The sequence below is a fragment of the Nostoc piscinale CENA21 genome (assembly GCF_001298445.1).
Classification (GTDB): domain Bacteria; phylum Cyanobacteriota; class Cyanobacteriia; order Cyanobacteriales; family Nostocaceae; genus Nostoc_B; species Nostoc_B piscinale_A.
In genome coordinates this window covers 5,745,959-5,762,311 of sequence record NZ_CP012036.1, presented here as the reverse complement: position 1 = coordinate 5,762,311, position 16,353 = coordinate 5,745,959, and the positions used below count along the sequence as shown (strand labels likewise).

General features: G+C 39.1%; 17 protein-coding genes. 2 read left to right on the top strand and 15 right to left on the bottom strand.

Features of this window, described 5'->3' with window-relative positions; genetic code table 11:
* Nucleotides 1-42: 42 nt before the first annotated feature.
* Both ACX27_RS24655 and ssb read right to left on the bottom strand, forming a co-directional pair.
* A complete protein-coding gene (locus ACX27_RS24655) occupies nucleotides 43-462 on the bottom strand; it encodes a hypothetical protein (RefSeq protein WP_053458066.1) in 420 nt (139 codons plus the stop codon).
* Nucleotides 463-535: 73 nt separating this feature from the next.
* The gene (ssb, locus tag ACX27_RS24650; protein ID WP_062296313.1) at nucleotides 536-919 is read right to left on the bottom strand and encodes a single-stranded DNA-binding protein; all 384 of its coding nucleotides are present in this window, start codon (nucleotides 917-919) and stop codon (nucleotides 536-538) included.
* Nucleotides 920-1,153: 234 nt separating this feature from the next.
* Here ssb and ACX27_RS24645 point away from each other — a divergent pair, with 234 nt between their 5' ends.
* The gene (locus ACX27_RS24645) at nucleotides 1,154-2,329 is read left to right on the top strand and encodes a hypothetical protein (protein ID WP_062296312.1); all 1,176 of its coding nucleotides are present in this window, start codon (nucleotides 1,154-1,156) and stop codon (nucleotides 2,327-2,329) included.
* A gap of 41 nt (nucleotides 2,330-2,370) precedes the next feature.
* Complete coding sequence (locus ACX27_RS24640; RefSeq protein ID WP_062298551.1) at nucleotides 2,371-3,069, top strand: hypothetical protein; 699 nt, start codon at nucleotides 2,371-2,373, stop codon at nucleotides 3,067-3,069.
* Nucleotides 3,070-3,072: 3 nt separating this feature from the next.
* On the opposite strand, the gene ACX27_RS24635 is transcribed toward ACX27_RS24640, so the two are convergent.
* From ACX27_RS24635 to ACX27_RS24570, 13 genes are all read right to left on the bottom strand, one after another.
* A complete protein-coding gene (locus tag ACX27_RS24635) occupies nucleotides 3,073-3,744 on the bottom strand; it encodes a hypothetical protein (protein WP_062296307.1) in 672 nt (223 codons plus the stop codon).
* Nucleotides 3,745-3,822: 78 nt separating this feature from the next.
* Nucleotides 3,823-4,698 (bottom strand): AAA family ATPase, encoded by an 876-nt coding sequence (locus tag ACX27_RS24630; protein ID WP_062296305.1) that lies wholly within the window; start codon nucleotides 4,696-4,698, stop codon nucleotides 3,823-3,825.
* Entirely contained in the window at nucleotides 4,695-5,591 is an 897-nt protein-coding gene (gene holA, locus ACX27_RS24625) for a DNA polymerase III subunit delta (protein ID WP_235526354.1), read from the bottom strand. Before holA ends, ACX27_RS24630 begins: the two co-directional genes overlap by 4 nt.
* A gap of 189 nt (nucleotides 5,592-5,780) precedes the next feature.
* Nucleotides 5,781-6,563, bottom strand: a complete 783-nt coding sequence (locus ACX27_RS24620; protein ID WP_062296303.1) for a hypothetical protein — start codon at nucleotides 6,561-6,563, stop codon at nucleotides 5,781-5,783.
* Nucleotides 6,564-6,651: 88 nt separating this feature from the next.
* Nucleotides 6,652-8,469: a 3'-5' exonuclease gene (locus tag ACX27_RS24615; protein WP_062296301.1), complete on the bottom strand. Its 1,818-nt coding sequence runs from the start codon at nucleotides 8,467-8,469 to the stop codon at nucleotides 6,652-6,654.
* A gap of 442 nt (nucleotides 8,470-8,911) precedes the next feature.
* On the bottom strand, nucleotides 8,912-9,727 hold the full coding sequence (locus ACX27_RS24605; RefSeq protein ID WP_062296296.1) for a class I SAM-dependent methyltransferase: 816 nt from the start codon (nucleotides 9,725-9,727) through the stop codon (nucleotides 8,912-8,914).
* Nucleotides 9,728-9,913: 186 nt separating this feature from the next.
* Nucleotides 9,914-11,203: a DNA polymerase III subunit gamma/tau gene (gene dnaX / locus ACX27_RS24600; RefSeq protein ID WP_062296295.1), complete on the bottom strand. Its 1,290-nt coding sequence runs from the start codon at nucleotides 11,201-11,203 to the stop codon at nucleotides 9,914-9,916.
* 26 nt (nucleotides 11,204-11,229) lie between these two features.
* Nucleotides 11,230-12,348, bottom strand: a complete 1,119-nt coding sequence (gene dnaN, locus ACX27_RS24595) for a DNA polymerase III subunit beta (RefSeq protein WP_235526693.1) — start codon at nucleotides 12,346-12,348, stop codon at nucleotides 11,230-11,232.
* A 50-nt stretch (nucleotides 12,349-12,398) separates the two neighbouring features.
* Nucleotides 12,399-12,602: a hypothetical protein gene (locus tag ACX27_RS34330; RefSeq protein WP_235526353.1), complete on the bottom strand. Its 204-nt coding sequence runs from the start codon at nucleotides 12,600-12,602 to the stop codon at nucleotides 12,399-12,401.
* Nucleotides 12,603-12,681: 79 nt separating this feature from the next.
* Nucleotides 12,682-13,674 carry a DUF5895 domain-containing protein gene (locus ACX27_RS24590; protein WP_083468828.1) on the bottom strand — a complete coding sequence of 331 codons (993 nt, stop codon included), beginning with the start codon at nucleotides 13,672-13,674 and terminating at the stop codon, nucleotides 12,682-12,684.
* 619 nt (nucleotides 13,675-14,293) lie between these two features.
* Nucleotides 14,294-15,349, bottom strand: a complete 1,056-nt coding sequence (locus ACX27_RS24580) for a DNA methyltransferase family protein (RefSeq protein WP_062296291.1) — start codon at nucleotides 15,347-15,349, stop codon at nucleotides 14,294-14,296.
* A complete protein-coding gene (locus ACX27_RS24575; RefSeq protein ID WP_062296289.1) occupies nucleotides 15,312-15,659 on the bottom strand; it encodes a hypothetical protein in 348 nt (115 codons plus the stop codon). The genes ACX27_RS24580 and ACX27_RS24575 overlap by 38 nt, the downstream gene beginning before the upstream one ends.
* Nucleotides 15,660-15,722: 63 nt before the next feature.
* Nucleotides 15,723-16,340 carry a hypothetical protein gene (locus ACX27_RS24570; protein ID WP_235526352.1) on the bottom strand — a complete coding sequence of 206 codons (618 nt, stop codon included), beginning with the start codon at nucleotides 16,338-16,340 and terminating at the stop codon, nucleotides 15,723-15,725.
* Nucleotides 16,341-16,353 lie beyond the last annotated feature (13 nt).

The window sequence follows — 16,353 nt, the reverse complement described above, 5'->3', positions numbered from 1 at the left end:
CCAGTAAACCTGTCTGGACTAGCATTATTCAGTTAGTTGGTTCTAAAATGGGGGTTCTTCGTCTAGGTCTTCATTTGTCGAAGTAACGTTATCTTCGAGTAGTTCCTTGGCAAAATCGGGAGTTTCGGGCGAGTGAGAATTTTTGCTAACTTGGGTGAGTTCGTTAATCGGTTGTGCTGAGATAAAGTTTCTAATTACGAATGTGGCAATCTTTTCTTTGTACTCACCCCTGTTATCTACCACTAAATCAAGATATCCTTCTGCTGTACCATGTACGCCTTCCCCTTGTTCGTTGATGACGACAGCAGGTGCGCCTTTGGAACGGAATGGTATCTCGTCAGTAACGACTCCTTCCTTGGAACGGTAGTAGAATTCAGCAATCCCAAAAGCAATCAAGGAACCTTCTTTGTCGTGGGTTGTGTTCACTGATTTAAGATTAATAGTTGCAGTATTATGAATCATGGTCGTTTAATTTGTAGATTGATTAGATGGTTAATCGCCTACGATTTATACTGTATAGGCGATTTGTGATTTTCTAGAAATTTGCGTTAGCTACAGCCTGTGTTTCGTTTGGTACAGAAGTAGATGTAGATTCTTCCTTACGGGGTGAACCTAGTAATTCGATGGTGTTGATTGTGATTACAGGCTTTTGCCGCATAGTGCCAGAATTTTTATCAGCCCAACGATCAAATCCAAATTCACCAGTAATTGCAATCTGAGTCCCTTTACGAACGTAATTTCCAATCACTTCTGCTTGATTTCCCCAAGCGACTAAATCAAACCAAAGGGCTTGTTCACTTCTGTAAGGCGGTCTTACTGCAATAGAGATTGAAGCTTTAACTGCGCCCGACTCGAAATATTTCAGATCGGGTTCTTGTCCACATCTGCCAACTAGCATGACTTTGTTGATATAGTTCATAACGCGAGAATTGATATATTTCTTTTATTGCTGCGTCAGCATTAGTTCTTTTAGGATTTATCATTTTGACGAATTGTTTTATTTAAAGCACACTTTTTGCTTCATACTTGTGAGTTATTTTTTATCCCTGTTTCTCATAGCATTGCGGTTTTTACTAAGGAACGACAAGTTATCTTGTGCTATGGTGGTATCGCGATATCGTCGTATGTATCTAAAAATTATAAGTAATGACTTATGCTTGAATATCTTCTCCTGAAGCGAGTAAGTATTTGTAAGCTGATGCTCTTGGCTTTGATGTGGATACAGTTCGATGAAGACAGCCAAAATCAGCTAACTCCTGACTACTCTTCACCTTTGCAAGTAGAAAATCTTACGTGGTTAGCAGAGACATCTGTTGGAGAAGAGGTTGAGCATTTTTGTGATGTTTCTAATACCGCTAGGATAGGCGTTTGGGAAGAAATTTTAGAACTGAAGTTAGTAGATTTAATTCCTGATTTGCCGACTTGTTTGCACGATGCCTCATGGTTTGCTCTACTGGCAATTACTATGATGTTGGTGGATAAAGAATTAGACGGGATATGCGTACACCCACAAGATGAGTTTTTTGCCCGGACTATTGCGCTTGAAAGTTTGGCAGATTTGGGTGATTCTTACTTAGCCAAAGGTCATCCTTATTTAGATTTTCCTTTATCGTTAGAAGACGCTAAATCATTACTGCCAGTTAATAGAAAGCAGGAGCTAGAAATCAAATTAGAGAAATTCCTTATTGATACTTATGAAGACGATTTTAATGATGAAGCACCGGATATTAGTGAATTTTCATCCATTTATTTGAAAGATATTTTAAAAGAGTTTTTTGTTGAATCTGACTGGCAAGATGATATCAATCAAGAGGCAGTTGCACAACTTCAAGAAAAGTATGGTTCACAGTATTCAGAAGGTGCGTTCTCTCCTGAAACTAAGGAACACGAACGCTGGGGCAAAACGCTTGTTTTTCTCAAACAGTTTATAGGTCTGGATTCTAATTTTATCGAAAGCCAAAGCGATTTATTCCTTGATGAATCTCAAGCAGCTGATTTACCTGATTACTTTTGTATCAAGTTTCATTTAGAACGTTGGCAAGACCGAACAGTTGTTTTATCCCAGTTGGTTCATACTTTAGTTCATTTTTTACTGGTAGGACAAAATTATCATCCCAGTCATATACAAGATTTGATGGCTATCCCAACTTCATCACGGGCTATATCCAGCCTACAAGGTTGTTTAGGTGTAGCTGCTTACAGAAGTGGTTATTACATGGCTACTTCAAATATTCCCGAATCAGAAATTGGGCGGAACTGGTTGCTACAAAGAGCTTTCCCTAACCTTCTTGAGTTTTATCAAACAGGTCGTTTGAATGGAAAACAATAATTAATATTCTGCTGTTGGTTAATAAAGACAAATTTATATTTATGAAAAAATATTTATTTATAGGATTATTATTCTTACTGGTTGGATGTTCATCTCCAGAAAAAGAAAATAAAGTTTCAGCTATAGAATCGAATCCTTCACCTACACCTTCATTATCCTCAGCTAATGTTAATAATGCTACGTCGTCACTAAATCCAGAAGTGTTACCTGATTTATCAAATAAAGAGAAGCTTGGAGAAGTTAGTGCAGAGAACGACTTAATTGACTCGTTTTATTTTGATGGTAATGGTGTAAAAGTGAGTTTGACTGTAGCGGCTGATAAAGCTTGTTTTGTCTACGTGCGGCGCAGTACTCCAGACCGAGTTGGTGAGGTTGAAATTGAGTCACTACGGCGCGAAAAGTTAGGTCTATGGCGTTCGTATAACACCCAGCGTCTTCTAACTCAACCTGCGGGCAATAGACTAAGTGTCTATTCATCAAGTGAAGAACTTTCTTCTACTTATGAAAATCCTGCCATATCACCAGAAATTCTTGTAGCAGCAAAAGAATTGAAGGAGCGTGAAAAATCATTTAAATTACTTTTGCGTCAGGACTTGAGGGCAAGTGATTCAGCAAGACGAATTTATGTCAATCAGTGTCAGAAATTAGGCAATTTTTATTACAAGGAAGAACTTCCTCCTCTCACGGACAAAGAGAGGAAGGAATTTGGGAGGAGTGTTGAAAAAAGTACTAACAATTAGTTATTAAAACAGTGACAATTGCTCCATCTTAGTATTACTTTCAGTTGAATTTGCTGTAACAGGGTGTTTATTGTTATTTGAAGACTTCTTACCCCATCCGTCTTTCGCCGCGTGTTTGGCTACACGAGAACGAATATCAACAGCCAGGGTTTCATAATCAGAGCGAATTTTGTCATACGAAACCGGAGTTGTACCAATCTTCTCCCAGAGGTTTTCGTAGTTAAAATTCTTGAAAGGTCTGTGTCTGACAAGGGCATCATAACTTGCCCAGAGGTAAACATCTGTCCATTGGGATGATAGCGGCACTTCAAAAGCAATTGGCATCATCAATGCAACAACTTCGCTACTAGAGGCGAGTTTACCTACTTCTCCCTTGTCTATCTCTTGTAAAGCTGCATCTAATCTATCAACTGCGATCGCGCGCCAAACCCAAGTGGGAATTGACTGTTGCCAGCCGTTCTGCTGAGTAACAATTGGCCCGGCGATGTACTGAACAATTTCACGGCTTGCTCCTGCTAGATCGAGTAGGCTGGCTGTTACAGTTTTGTTAATTCCTTGGCTGGTTAGTAGTTGAAGTATCTTTCTAGTGCTAGGGTTTAATATTTCGCTAGTTTTTTGGTTTTTACTGTTGCGGATGGTTTCTTCGACATCGAATAAGCTGTGCTGCTGGTTCATATCTTTTATGTGTAAACTAATACTGCCAGCTAGAAATACTTCTAACTGGCAGTGCTTTTTGATAATGAGTGGGTTTTGTTATGGCAGAAGTAGGGTATCCCAAACACTTCTGGGCGTAACGTGATGCAGCAATTGCTTTCTTGCTTGAGTGAATTTAGCTAGTAGCTTAGTGCTTTTTAATTTCTGCCACCAGTTGTATTGCAGATAGGTAAGCAACCATAACTGTGTTTGGTGATTCCAGCTTGAGATGGAGTTACTCAAACTGAGTGCCTTGAGGATATCGTCAGGAGGTACTTCCAGTTGACTTGTGATTTCTGTTGAGACGGAAGCTAACATTTGAATATTGGCGATCGCTTGACCAGGACTGCCCAAACTGATAGCTAGTATTTTTTCTGTTGCCTCAATCTGTTGGTCTTTAAGGACAGAAATAACCTCCTCGTCAGTTAACCTTTGGAAAGGTATGATTTGACATCTACTCTTGATAGTGGGTAATAGCTTTTGAGGATAGGATGATATCAGAATAAACGTTCCAGTTTTAGGTTCTTCCAGCGTCTTGAGAAGTTTGTTAGCGGCAGTAGAGTTGAGCATATCTGCTTCATAGATAATCACCACCTTTTGCTTGCCCTCGACTGCACTAGTTGAGAGAAATTCAATTACCTGGCGCACCTGTTCTACTCGGATAGCAGGTACACCTTTCTGCTGGGAGGTGTTTTCGATATAAGTTGGTTTGATTTGTAAGATGTCTAGATGTTTAGATTCTCCTGCGATCGCGGAGCGACTTCCTCTTGAGAGTATTGCATTTGCGAATGCCAGAGCAGTTTTTCCTTTGCCCACTCCCTCAACTTCGCTGCTAAATAGGTATGCGGGAGCAATTTGATTACGTTCGATTGCTTCAGTTAGTAGAAGTTTGGCAGTATGCTGTCCGATGATTTCTGTAAATAAATCGTTTTTCATATTGTGCAAATTTCGATAATTCGGCTAGTTAAATTGTTAGTACCGCTTTTGAGTTCCGTTTCGAGTTGTAAAAGTAAGGTAAGGCTGTTTTTTAGTTTTTGAACGCCTACAAACTTGATTTCATCTTTGAGGTAATACAATCTTTTAGGGTTTTTCAATTCGGCTATTTCTGCAATATTCATGTCAGATAATTTAGCTTCTACACCAGCTTTAGTTATTAGCCAAGTGCGAAAATTTGACGTAAGAGTTGCTACTATTTTGAGTGGATGTTCATTACTATCTAGTAGTTTATCCACCTGCGCTATTGCCAAGTTTGAATGATTCCTTAACATAGCCATAGTAAGCTTTTGGTAGTCAGTATTGTGATTACTAACTAATTGTTTTATCTCCTCAATGGAAATAATTTTTTCACTTGCATAGACAGCAAGTTTAGCAAATTCGCTATCGGCTCGTGCAGTGTTATTACCAATTGCTTCGACTAGAAAATCAGTCACATCTGGTGTAAGTTTAACTTGATGGATAGCTGCATACTTCTCTATCAAATTAACTATCCCCTTTTTATCCCAGCAAGGAACGAGAGGAAACTCTTCTTGTTGAGCATATTTTAGGATCGTTTTTACTACTGTCCTGCGAGAATCTGGCTTTTTATTACCAGTAATTAAAAGAATGTTACTTGCAGGTATTCGAGAAAGCTGATTTTCAAGTTCTTGGTTATTATCCTCATTGGATAAACTTCCAATTAAATGCTCGCTATCTGTATGAACAATTTTATTACTCTCTCCAAAGGGTAACGTCATAACCTCAGTAAAAACCTTGGTAGCAATATTTTTCTCATTTCCAGATAGCTTGATGTAGTTGAAATCTTTCCATTCAGCATGGACATTTTGATTCACTAAATGGTTAATTTTTTTGATTGAGCGAATAGGTATCTTCGCCGTAGTATAGGTATACTGGCATCACAGATTAGATAAACATCTAATTATCATGCGTTAGTTATAAGCAGTGGTTAAAAAAAGAAGAGTTAGTATTAACTCTTTCTACTTGTTTGGTATTTATTATGTAGTGACCAGTAAATACCTTACTTAAGTTTGTGCTGGTTGTACGAAATTTTGAATTGAGTCTTTCTCAATATGGTTCTCTACTGGTTTATTACCCAAGTATTTGCGCCAAGAATCTAACTGTTGAAGATACTCTATCACTCCGCTAGAACCAGCTACCTCGTATAGTTTAATAGCTGTTTCCCATTCCTTTAAGCTGGCTTGTTTCTCTGAGAGAATTTTGACTATAGCTTCGGGAAGTTTAGTGTCTTTACCAGTATCTAAATTTAGGTGTGGGGTGTTTTCTAGTAATATTTTTTGTCCAGATATAGTAACACCATCATCTTTTATATTTGTAGTATGAATTTGAACACTAGTCTCTGATAAAGGAAGAGTATATTGAAGAAATTTTTTAACTTTTTTGGTTTTAGTATTTCTCCTTTTTGGTTTAATGGTAACAGGGTTGTTTGGTTCTGGAACTTCGTAACATTGGGGGAGTTCTAAAGAGAGTTGACCTGTTAAGTGCCATGATGCACTTCGTTTTTCTGGTGGGGTAATGCGATAAGAAAACTCAGCTGTTTTCCTGGGGTCGCCAGACTTTCTTAGTTTGACCCACATGTTGTAGCTGATAATTCCTTGGATGTAAGTTTTTGGGTCTAATATTACTGGGTTTGTGTTTTCCCACCACTCAATTTGAACTACGCGATCGCCATCCAATTCGTAGATAGTTCTAACTCTGGCATTAGGATGAGACGAAAGGAATGAGTTTACCCAAGCCCTTTGCTTTTTATTAAGCCTGGGCTTGCGAGAAGAGGATTTATTTTTCATTAGTTACAGACAAATCAGAATGTATGAATTTGAAAAACCTTTATATTTAGTGCCTTCAAAATTTACCTAAAATCTCAACTTTGTTCATTTAGAAAAGAGATAACTGACGCTTGTTACTTTCTAGTGTTGCAGGAGCAGCTATTTTGAGAATTTCTTCTCGCCTTTTCTCAATCAAGTGAAGATAGTATTGACGTGAATAATTCTCATTACTACTGATATTAGTTATGCCGCTAATTCCGTAATAGTAAGTGACTACATCTCCAGGTTTCCCTAGTTTAAGGATTTCTTTTTCGCCCTCTTTAATTTTGCGTGTGATTGCAAGTTTTTCTTTTGGATATTCCCTTGAGAAAATCTGGGATTTGATGTGTACATAATAATCTTCTGCTGCTGATACATTTTGAATTAGCAGGGTTAAATACTCAATAGAAAATTCTTTCTCCAGTTGAGAGCGATCGCGGTTGCGCCAGTTGCCTTTAGTGATAATTTTCCTGTCTGGAAGCCATAAAAGGTAATTTTTGGTTCCTCGTTCGGGGATAAACATAGCGTCGGCGATAAACTCTAGCTTGACAGTTATCCCTTTAGGCAATTGAGATTGAAGTAAACTACGTACCTCTTCTGGGTTGGGATGTGTGAAAAACACTCCATCAGTGTCAACTTCCACAGGAGTACCACCGTGCCGAGTGATAATTTCAATCATTAGCTTGAGTATTTTTCGACTGTAGGCTGTAACTAATGCAGCAGCCTCCATATCATTGAAGGCGAGTTCAGAGGTTCCTAAGAATCCAAACTCGGAGTTAGCTAAAACCTTGACGGATTCTCTTTTTTCCTTAGCAGCAACATCTCCAGCAGATGCAAGTTGTTCCAACCTAAATTTTTCATTCACCAAATATTGCAGAATACTTAGCCCAATACGTTCTGTATCTTTAATTGAGCAAATACCCTTGTCTAGCATTGCCCAAGGATGCATTGAGCTAATATCTGCATATCCAACCCTTCTATACAGTCCAGGAATAGAGTAAGCCATCCCTCCTTGGAATTTGTACTTGCGATCGGGTTTTGGTTTATAGCCTGGATAATGATGCTTAAATATTCGCTCCCATTTAGTACCATTACCAGCAAGTGTTAGCTGCTGGAGGTTCATTTCCGGTACAATTAGTGCTTCGTAATAGTATGAGGGTACAAGTCTATTCGCAATTAGCCGGGTGTCTTCAAGGTCGTAGACAAGATACTCTTTTAGGCGTTTCCATCCCTTACTGTTGGGGCCATCTTTCCAACAACCGAGGATTTCTTCATAGGGAAGAACTAGCCTAGTGTTCTGGCGCAGTCCCATGTCCAATACAGCTTTTTTGAGCGATCTGCCGTTAGTTAGCTTTTTGGCTATGAAATCCCACCTCAGAACGCAGATATAAATGTCTACGTGTTGGCTATTTCGGATGAATACCTCCTGAATTTTTAGTGGCTCACCCCGTACTTGGGCGGTACGAATAGTCCGAGATTTAGATGCAACTTGAAATGGGTGTTTTATACCGTGCAAGTTGCATCGAGTAATAATAAATGGAATATCAAATGCCATCCCGTTATATGTGAAAATCACATCTGGATTTCTTTTACTGAGATGGTTGATAAATTTGGTCAGTATTTTAGCTTCTGAGATATCCATGAAAATAGTAGAATATCCCCTTGAATCCATACAGCCAATAGCATAAATCCGGCTTTCAAATGGGTTTATTCCTGCCGTTTCGATATCAACAAATATTTGTGAAAGTTCCTGATACGGCTTGAGTTGTATTTTGGGCTGCCAAGGTTTTATTGGAGTAGGGTCTTTCCAATAAATGTTTAGTTTGTCTTCATCGACAACGATTATCCCTCTAGATTTCTTCACAAAATCTCTGTGGTTATAATTCATTAATTAGAAATTTTTCTAATGGTAAATGAGGTTTTTTTTTGAGTCAAGGATGTATTGTGATGCTTGAGGATATTGCTCTCACGGGCGCGTTTTTCGCTCCCGCAAAATATGCAAGAAACACATTCCAATTCAAAACCAAACTCTTAACTTCTAACTCAGCACTCAGCACTCAGTACTGTCTGCTTTTTTCGCACCCTCTCATACCAATTCACGAAAATCTTGATACAGATGTAAGCCCTGAAAGCTTTGCTGCATCTAAGTTTTTTAATTGCGTAGCGCAGCGTAAAGCCTGCGGCATAGCTTCTCTACGAGACGCTACGCGAACGCTTAGAGCGAGCCTGCGAGCGTCATTGCGAATTGTGAATTGGTATCAGGCATTTGTGCAATTCTTCTAACTTCTCACGGTTGGGGTTGTTCTGCCGCGTTATCCGACCTCAACAGTTTAGCTATCTTTGCGGGCAACATGAACAGCAGAAAGGAACGAGAGTTGTACGCTATCTCCAAATTTTTCTAGCTTCTCCCGCAATCCGGCAAATAGTAACTCTTTTGCTTGTGGCTCTAGTCTTCTCAAGGTACTCAAAAGCTTGAAGTAGTCATCAATGCTATAGGTAACTTCACACGCAGTTTGCTCGACAACCAACTCTTTGAAACAATTGGAGTCTAAAATTTCTTGTCCAAACCCCCTCAAAATCTCCGCTTGAATCTCTGCACCTTCATATCGAACAAAGGAAGGTGCATAAGCTTGATACACTTCCTTAATCGCTTGGTAAACTTCGTATTTCGGTTCTGGGGTCAGATTCCATAGCAGGATAAGAGAACCGTTATCGCACATTGCCTCTGCTGCCTTGATATATCTAATCTCTGGCGGTATCCAGTGAAAAGCATTGGCTGATAGAACGGCATTGAACTGTTTTGCTTCTAGTTCCCACTCCTCAAATGATGTATTGCAAATTGTAACTTTTGGATATTGAGCGCAGTTGTGTTGTGCCAAATGACAAAAATCCTGATTTGGCTCAAGACACCTCATGGAAAAACCAAATCCAGCAAAAGCCACTGTCGCATTTCCTGGGCCACAACCAACCTCAAGAATCGATGCATCTGAGTCAAGTTGGGCTAAAGCGATAGACCGATCAATTAGTTCCTTTGGATAGTGCGGTCTTGCGTTGTAATAAACATCAGCAACAGGGGAATACCAAGTCCTTCGCTGTTCCAAATCCATAGAAGCTCTGGCATTTATTTCTTGTCTAGAGTCTTGCATAAGCTAGGGAGTTTCAGCGATGAAAGTCCAATTTTATTTTAGAATCAGCAAGGGGTCTGTCAAAATTATTGTTTTTATTAAGGTTATTGTGAGTATTTTAACTGATTGACAAAAGATACTTTATTTTAACTCTCACGAATGTACTATTGGTGATAGGGTTATAACTATGTATAACCCTGTTTAAAGTTAAGCTTGCTGTAATTGTTTTTGTTGCAGCTTTTGGACAGCTTCTACCCAAGCAGGTGCCTTTTTACCATTAATAGGTGTCAGCTTTTGCCAGTGTTCTTGTAACTGCGCTTGTGTTAAGTGGGGTAACTGTTCTTTCGCCCAGTTAATCGCATCTTGTGCAGTTTTCCAATCTTTCCAGGGTTGTGATTGGTGACTACCCTTGTTGGTTGGCACTATCTCGATAAGTGTAGCTTCCAACCAAAGATGCGCGTCTTCATCCCGCATGAGACTTTGGCGTGCCATTAAAATTGCGATCGCGTTTCGGATCTGGTCGATATTCCACAACTGCGAGATACTTACTAATTCCTCCCAGGTGTCCTCTTCTAGCTGCGTAAGATGTCTGCCATTGAGATTAGTTTTGCACACAAGTAAGTCTTTGAGGAAACTGACAAGACTTGTATGGATGGCAGTTGGCTGTTTACCAGATTCAATCCAATCTTGGAGAATGCCTAAATTGCCCGTAATTTCTCCTTTGCTGATATTTTCACAGACGGTGAGTAAATCGTATTCGGGAATAGTGCCTGATAGTTCCCAAACCCAGTTAGAGGTGATTTCCTCTTCACCTAGTAAGGTTAACTGGTCTAATAGTTTGAGTGAGTCGCGCAGATGTCCCTTGTTTGCTTTAGCTACGGCGGTAACTGCTGATGGCGCAATGTTGATACTTTCTTGGTGAGATATTTGTTTTAGATAGCTTGCAACTAGCGAGACAGGAACTCTCTTAAAGTCAAACTTTTGGCAACGGGAGACAATGGTTTCTGGAACTTTGTGTAACTCGGTTGTGCAGAAGATAAATACTACATGACGGGGAGGGCTTTCAATGGTTTTGAGGAGTGCTTGCCACGATTGGCTGCTTAGGGCATGACATTCATCAATAATGAATGTTTTGAATCTACCCTCCACTGGTGCAAACTGGATAGTGGATATAAGCTCTCGGATCAGTTCTACCCCACTATTGCTTGCTGCATCCAGTTCGGTTACATCAACAGAAGAAGATGCTGTAATTCCCTTACATGAATTGCATTCTCCACAGGGCTTAGTTGTCGGCTCATTGCTTGACTGACAGTTAAGAGATTTAGCGATGATGCGGGCGGTACTGGTTTTGCCCGTACCTTTGGGGCCACTAAATAGGTAAGCAGGTGCAATCTTTTGGAGTGCGATCGCATTTATGAGAGTGCGAACGATATGTTCTTGCCCAATAACTTCACTAAGAGTCTGGGGACGGTATTTGAGATGTAGTGGTTGGTACATAGTTTTAATGATAAAAGGTGTTTTATTTACTCCTTACCAACTGCACTGATAAGGAGTTTAATTTTTAAGCAGTCGCCACTTCTTTTTTTCGTTCGTGACGACCGTGAGGTTGACTTACCTTTAGTAGTATCTTTCGCTACTAAAGATGGTGGTTCTATTTGAGAATTTTCATTATCATCTGTTGCCTGTGCTACATCTGTTACTTCTTCAGTACTAGACTCAGGTTGAGTGCTGGCTTCTGTCTTTGTACTTTGGTTATTTATTTTTTCAAACCCTTGCTTAATTTCTACAGGCATTACCAGATACAGCTGATTGAGCAGTCCTCCCATTGGGCAGATAATGACTGGTTGCGTAGGTTTGTTACACCGCACCACGATTTCATCAGTACTAATGTGCTTTAATCCTTCGAGAAGGTAGTCGATATTTAATCCAATACTGATGTTTTCTGAATGACTAGTTGCTGGTTTCATCAATACCGAGTCAACTGCATCCCCGATATCAGTCGCTTCGGTGTAAAGTGTTGCCTGTGTAGCTTCCAATTCCCAGAGAATTTTGACAACCTTTTGCTTGCGTTCAGCTAGATAACTTACCCGCTTCAGTGCGCTCTCAAATCCCTTGCGTTCTAATGTAAATTCATACTCAAATGTTTTGGGAATCAAACTATTGATTTTGGGGTATTCTCCCTCTAAAAGTCGGGAAATGACCTTTGTATTAGGAAGACTAAACTCAATAGTTTTATTTGATAGAAGAATATTGCACACGCTTGTATCGGCACTTTGAGAGAGAATTTTGTTTAACTCGCCAAGTGACTTACCTGGAACAGTAAAGTCAATTGGTTCAGAATATTCGCTATCAAGTGTTCCTGTGACTAGTGCTAATTTGTGACCATTTGTACTAGCAGCTTGCCACTTATTGGTATCAATTTTGAAGTTGACACCAGTTAAAACTAACTTTGTTTCGTCACCATTGGTGCAATACAGTGTCCCTTCAAGTGCAGCTTGGAGTTTCTTGGCACTTAAATTTACTTCTATTGGATTTTCTCCCTTGGGAAGAGTTGGAAACTCGTCAGGTTTTCCGCCAATCAGACGGCATTTACCGCTATTGTGAGTAATTATGCAGGCTTGGTTTTCTACCTCTAACGTAATTTCTCCTCTGACATTGTTAATAGTGTCAGTTAATAGTTTGGCTGGTAGTGCTACCTGACTGATGTTTCTACATTAGCGGTCGTTGTAGTATGAATTGTGAGGTTAAGGTTTGTTCCTGTTGCTGATACTATCCCATCGTCATTTGCTATCAGTAAGATATTTCCTAAAATTGGGTCAGTGGGCTTAGGACTAATTGCGAAATAAGCGGTTTCTAGAATTTCTGCGAGTTTAGATTGTTCAATGCTTAGTTTCATTTGTTATTTTGCTTTTAGTAGATGATGTTTGAACGGGCGCTATTTCTAGCACCCTTTTCGGTTAAATGAGATAGTTTTTTTAGTAGGGCAATTCTTCCATCTCGGTACTGTATGCTGTATAAGCCTGACCTGCTGTACTAGGAGGAAGTGCTGCTACTGGCATATCAGCTGCACCTACCAGGCGATTATGTTCTGCTACAACAGTTGATGTTTTACCGATGCGGTGAGAGAATTCGGGGTTTGCCTGCATTGTTGTTTGGATATCGATTTCTTTGCCTTCTGAGAAGAATTCGAGAAAATCGCTTCCATCGGGGTTTGGTGATTTGTAGGAAGTGACAACTGCTACCCAAGATTTATCTCTTTGGTTGACTGCTTCTTTAGGTTCAAGAGACGGCGTAAAGGTAGGTTGAAATACACCGAGGCGATGAAACTCTGCACGTTTTTCAGCAACAGTTGCATTAGTAAATCGGGCGAATGCAACCTCTAGTTCTCGTTGGAACTGTTTATAAGCCTCGCCAAATTTTGATGACGCAACGCCTTTAATTGATAAGACAATTGGTACTGAGTGCAGGTTATGATTATTTTCATCAACAAGCTGCAACAAATAAAACCGTCTCAATACTGCGGCATCTTTGCCAAGTGCTTGGTACATTTCGTACCCATCAGGTGATTCGTACACTCCTACAATTTTGCCATCATCGCGTTGCTCAATATATCTGGGAGAAACATCAAGAATGTGCATCCTGGGCGATTGCAGCAATACTCCCATTTCTGGCGTGCCACTAGAGAAGGTGTGCTTGTGTGTAGGTTCTTGTCCTTGCCAGTTAATTGCTGCTAAGTATTTATCTTTGATAAACAACCCGACTTTTTCTGCTTCCATGTGATTGATTACTTGGCAGATGCAGATATTACTAATCGGCGCATTGTACTCAGGATTTGCAAATTTAGAAATAGCTAATTTACGCTTTTGTATGTTTGTATTATTCTGAACTGTTTGTTCAGGGGATTCAGACTGGGATACTGTGCTTTCTTCAGTAGCAGAATTAGTAGGCTTTGTTTGACTTTTTGGCATAATTTTAATTAATGAAAATCAATATTTAATGCGTAAAGCAAAAAGTCGTTGTAAAAAATCAAAGTCGTCTGTTATTAAGACGACTTGAAAAAATGATTGATACTTAGTTATTTAGATAGACTTTTCATCACACTCTCCCCTTAAGCCTGTAAAGCTATCAATGCAATTATCTTCCTGAATAATTTCAGTTTTAGTATTTATAAGTGTCTGGTATATTTGCTGAAGACTGATGATAATTTGTCTAAGAACAGATGTGTTTTCAGTTGTGAAAGTCAGTGACACAGATGCCATGCTTGAATTATGAATTGCGACTGTTTGTTATTCAGGAGATCCGTAAGTAGTTATTTGACTGTCTTTACCAGGAATAAATCTATAAGAAGCAATAGTTTCAATTGCCATATTTATCTCCTTGTTCTTTGGGATTTGATTTCAAGCATTTTGTTACTAAGTTTGGTGATATTACTGACCTTCCAACCAGCAAGCTTGCACTTATTAAGTGCTACTTCTAACTCTTGCTGTGTAAGGATTTTATATCTCATATATTGTCCCCATATAGGGAAAATATACGTGACATATTTAGTTTTATCAATTTGGCAGTATGCCATGCGCTTGTAGTACACTATGGTTTAATGAGTTTAATGATTCTGGTAGCTACGTTCGTAGGATTATTTGAACTCAAAAAGGCATCTTTATCTACCATTTCTACATAGCTATTATTGGCTTTTAGCCAGCCTTTGAAGGTTTTGTACTTACGATTGAAGAAAACCGATTCAGGTATAACTGAAACTAATACGCCACCCGTTACGAGTAACTTCCAAGCCTGGTAAATATGTTGGACAAGTTCACAAAATGGAGGATTCATGATACAGGCATTGTATAAATGACTGGGGTTAAACTCCAGAAAGTTTTTCCCTACGAGATTAAATCCTTTGAGTTCTAGAATTTGTCGTAAATCGTAATTAATCTCAACCACCTCTAGTTGAACATTAGGGTAGGTATTAGTGATATACTCAGCAATATTTCCACTACCAGCACTAGGCTCTAAAATTTGCCAATTTGGTTTAATATCTGCCAGTTGAACAAGCCGTTGACAGACTGGTTTAGGAGTAGGGAAGAAATCTCCATCTTTCATGCCAATGATTTCTAACTCAAGCTTATTGAGTAGTTGCTTGGTAGTATCAATTGCTTCAGGTTTTACTACCCGTTGAATTTCCGTTATTGCGGATATAATTTCGCTTGGTGTATGTAATCCGGCGCGACTTAAAGACTTTACCCAGTCTTGGTAATATTCGCCTGCCAATTTTTCGTGGACTTTCTGAATTGTTTCTCCCATTTGGGAAATTCTAAATAGGGCTTCTACTTGCGATTTGTGAGATATACCGCGTAGTATTGGCGGGATATTTCCTGTTTCCCACATTTGTGCGATCGCAAATAACCAAGACTGGATGCTTTCAAGTTCAATTCCTTCTTGGATTATCCCTTGAGCTATAGTTTTACGACGCTTTGTTACCCTTTGATTTCCAATAGCAGGATTTTTCTTTTGGTCGATTGTTGACTGCATAGAAGCAGCTAAATTACGGAGGAATTCTGCTTTTTCTAAGTTAGGAATATTGAAAATATCTGCTATGGGTGAATTATCATCGTTGTAGGGTAGATTTAGCAGAGATAGTTGCATTGCTTGATTCCTTTAAATCTTTGACGGCGCATTCAAGAATTAGGGAGGTTGGCACATTCCAAGCTTTTACCTCCCATTCAGTAACTAATCTTTCTGAATGACGGATAACTGCACTACTACATTTGTTTTTTTTGACAAGCCAATCTCTAAACTTTTCTGCTTGTTCTTTGGTATCGAACCCGAAGTAGCTGGTTTTTCTATTTTCCAAGGGGTCGGTAATAGTTGCTACCCGACGCGAGAGAATATTGAGCGTCCAACCACTGTTAGGAGTGAGTTCGATTTTCGTGATATTTAATTCTGTTGAATTCATATTTCAACTTCAGGAATTGCTGCTAAATATTCCATAGTTGATATTTCTTTTGCTAGCCATTTATCATGTGCTTCTTGAGAAGTCATTTTGTGGGTTAAAAGTTTTTTTCTCCTTATCATCTTCTACAAAAGGAGTGAGTGTTTCTTCTAGCCGGGCTTTGAAATTCAAATGTTTATCTTCAGAATAAGTAAACTGATAAATACTATCAGTGTTAACGAACAAGTAAACCAGGCTAATTTGCTCCAATGGTATTCCAGTTTGTTCGTATAGGAGAAATAACCTCAGTTGAGTTTGCCATTTGCTCTCAAGAATTTCAAATTTAGGATGTTTTTGAATTGTCCAGTCAAACCCAACTACTTGATTTTCACCGTAGATAATGAGATCGCACTCGCTGTAGAGAAGAATATCGTGGTATAAATATTGAAGTTGTGCGTTCCATTGTTTGTTGCCAGGAATATTTAGAAAAGGTTTTACCTTATCGACCCAGTTATTAATTTGAGGGTATGCCTTCAATAAAGCTTCGACTGGTAGCCCTAACCCAATTTGTTGCATAATGAGGTGAAACTGAGCACCAACAACTTCAGATTCACTTTTAACCGTTAAATTACGATAACTTATTGTTGATAAACATTCTGGATTCTGTTCAACTAGTTCAAGTGTTTTGTAATTAAAACGATTCATAAAAATATATCCC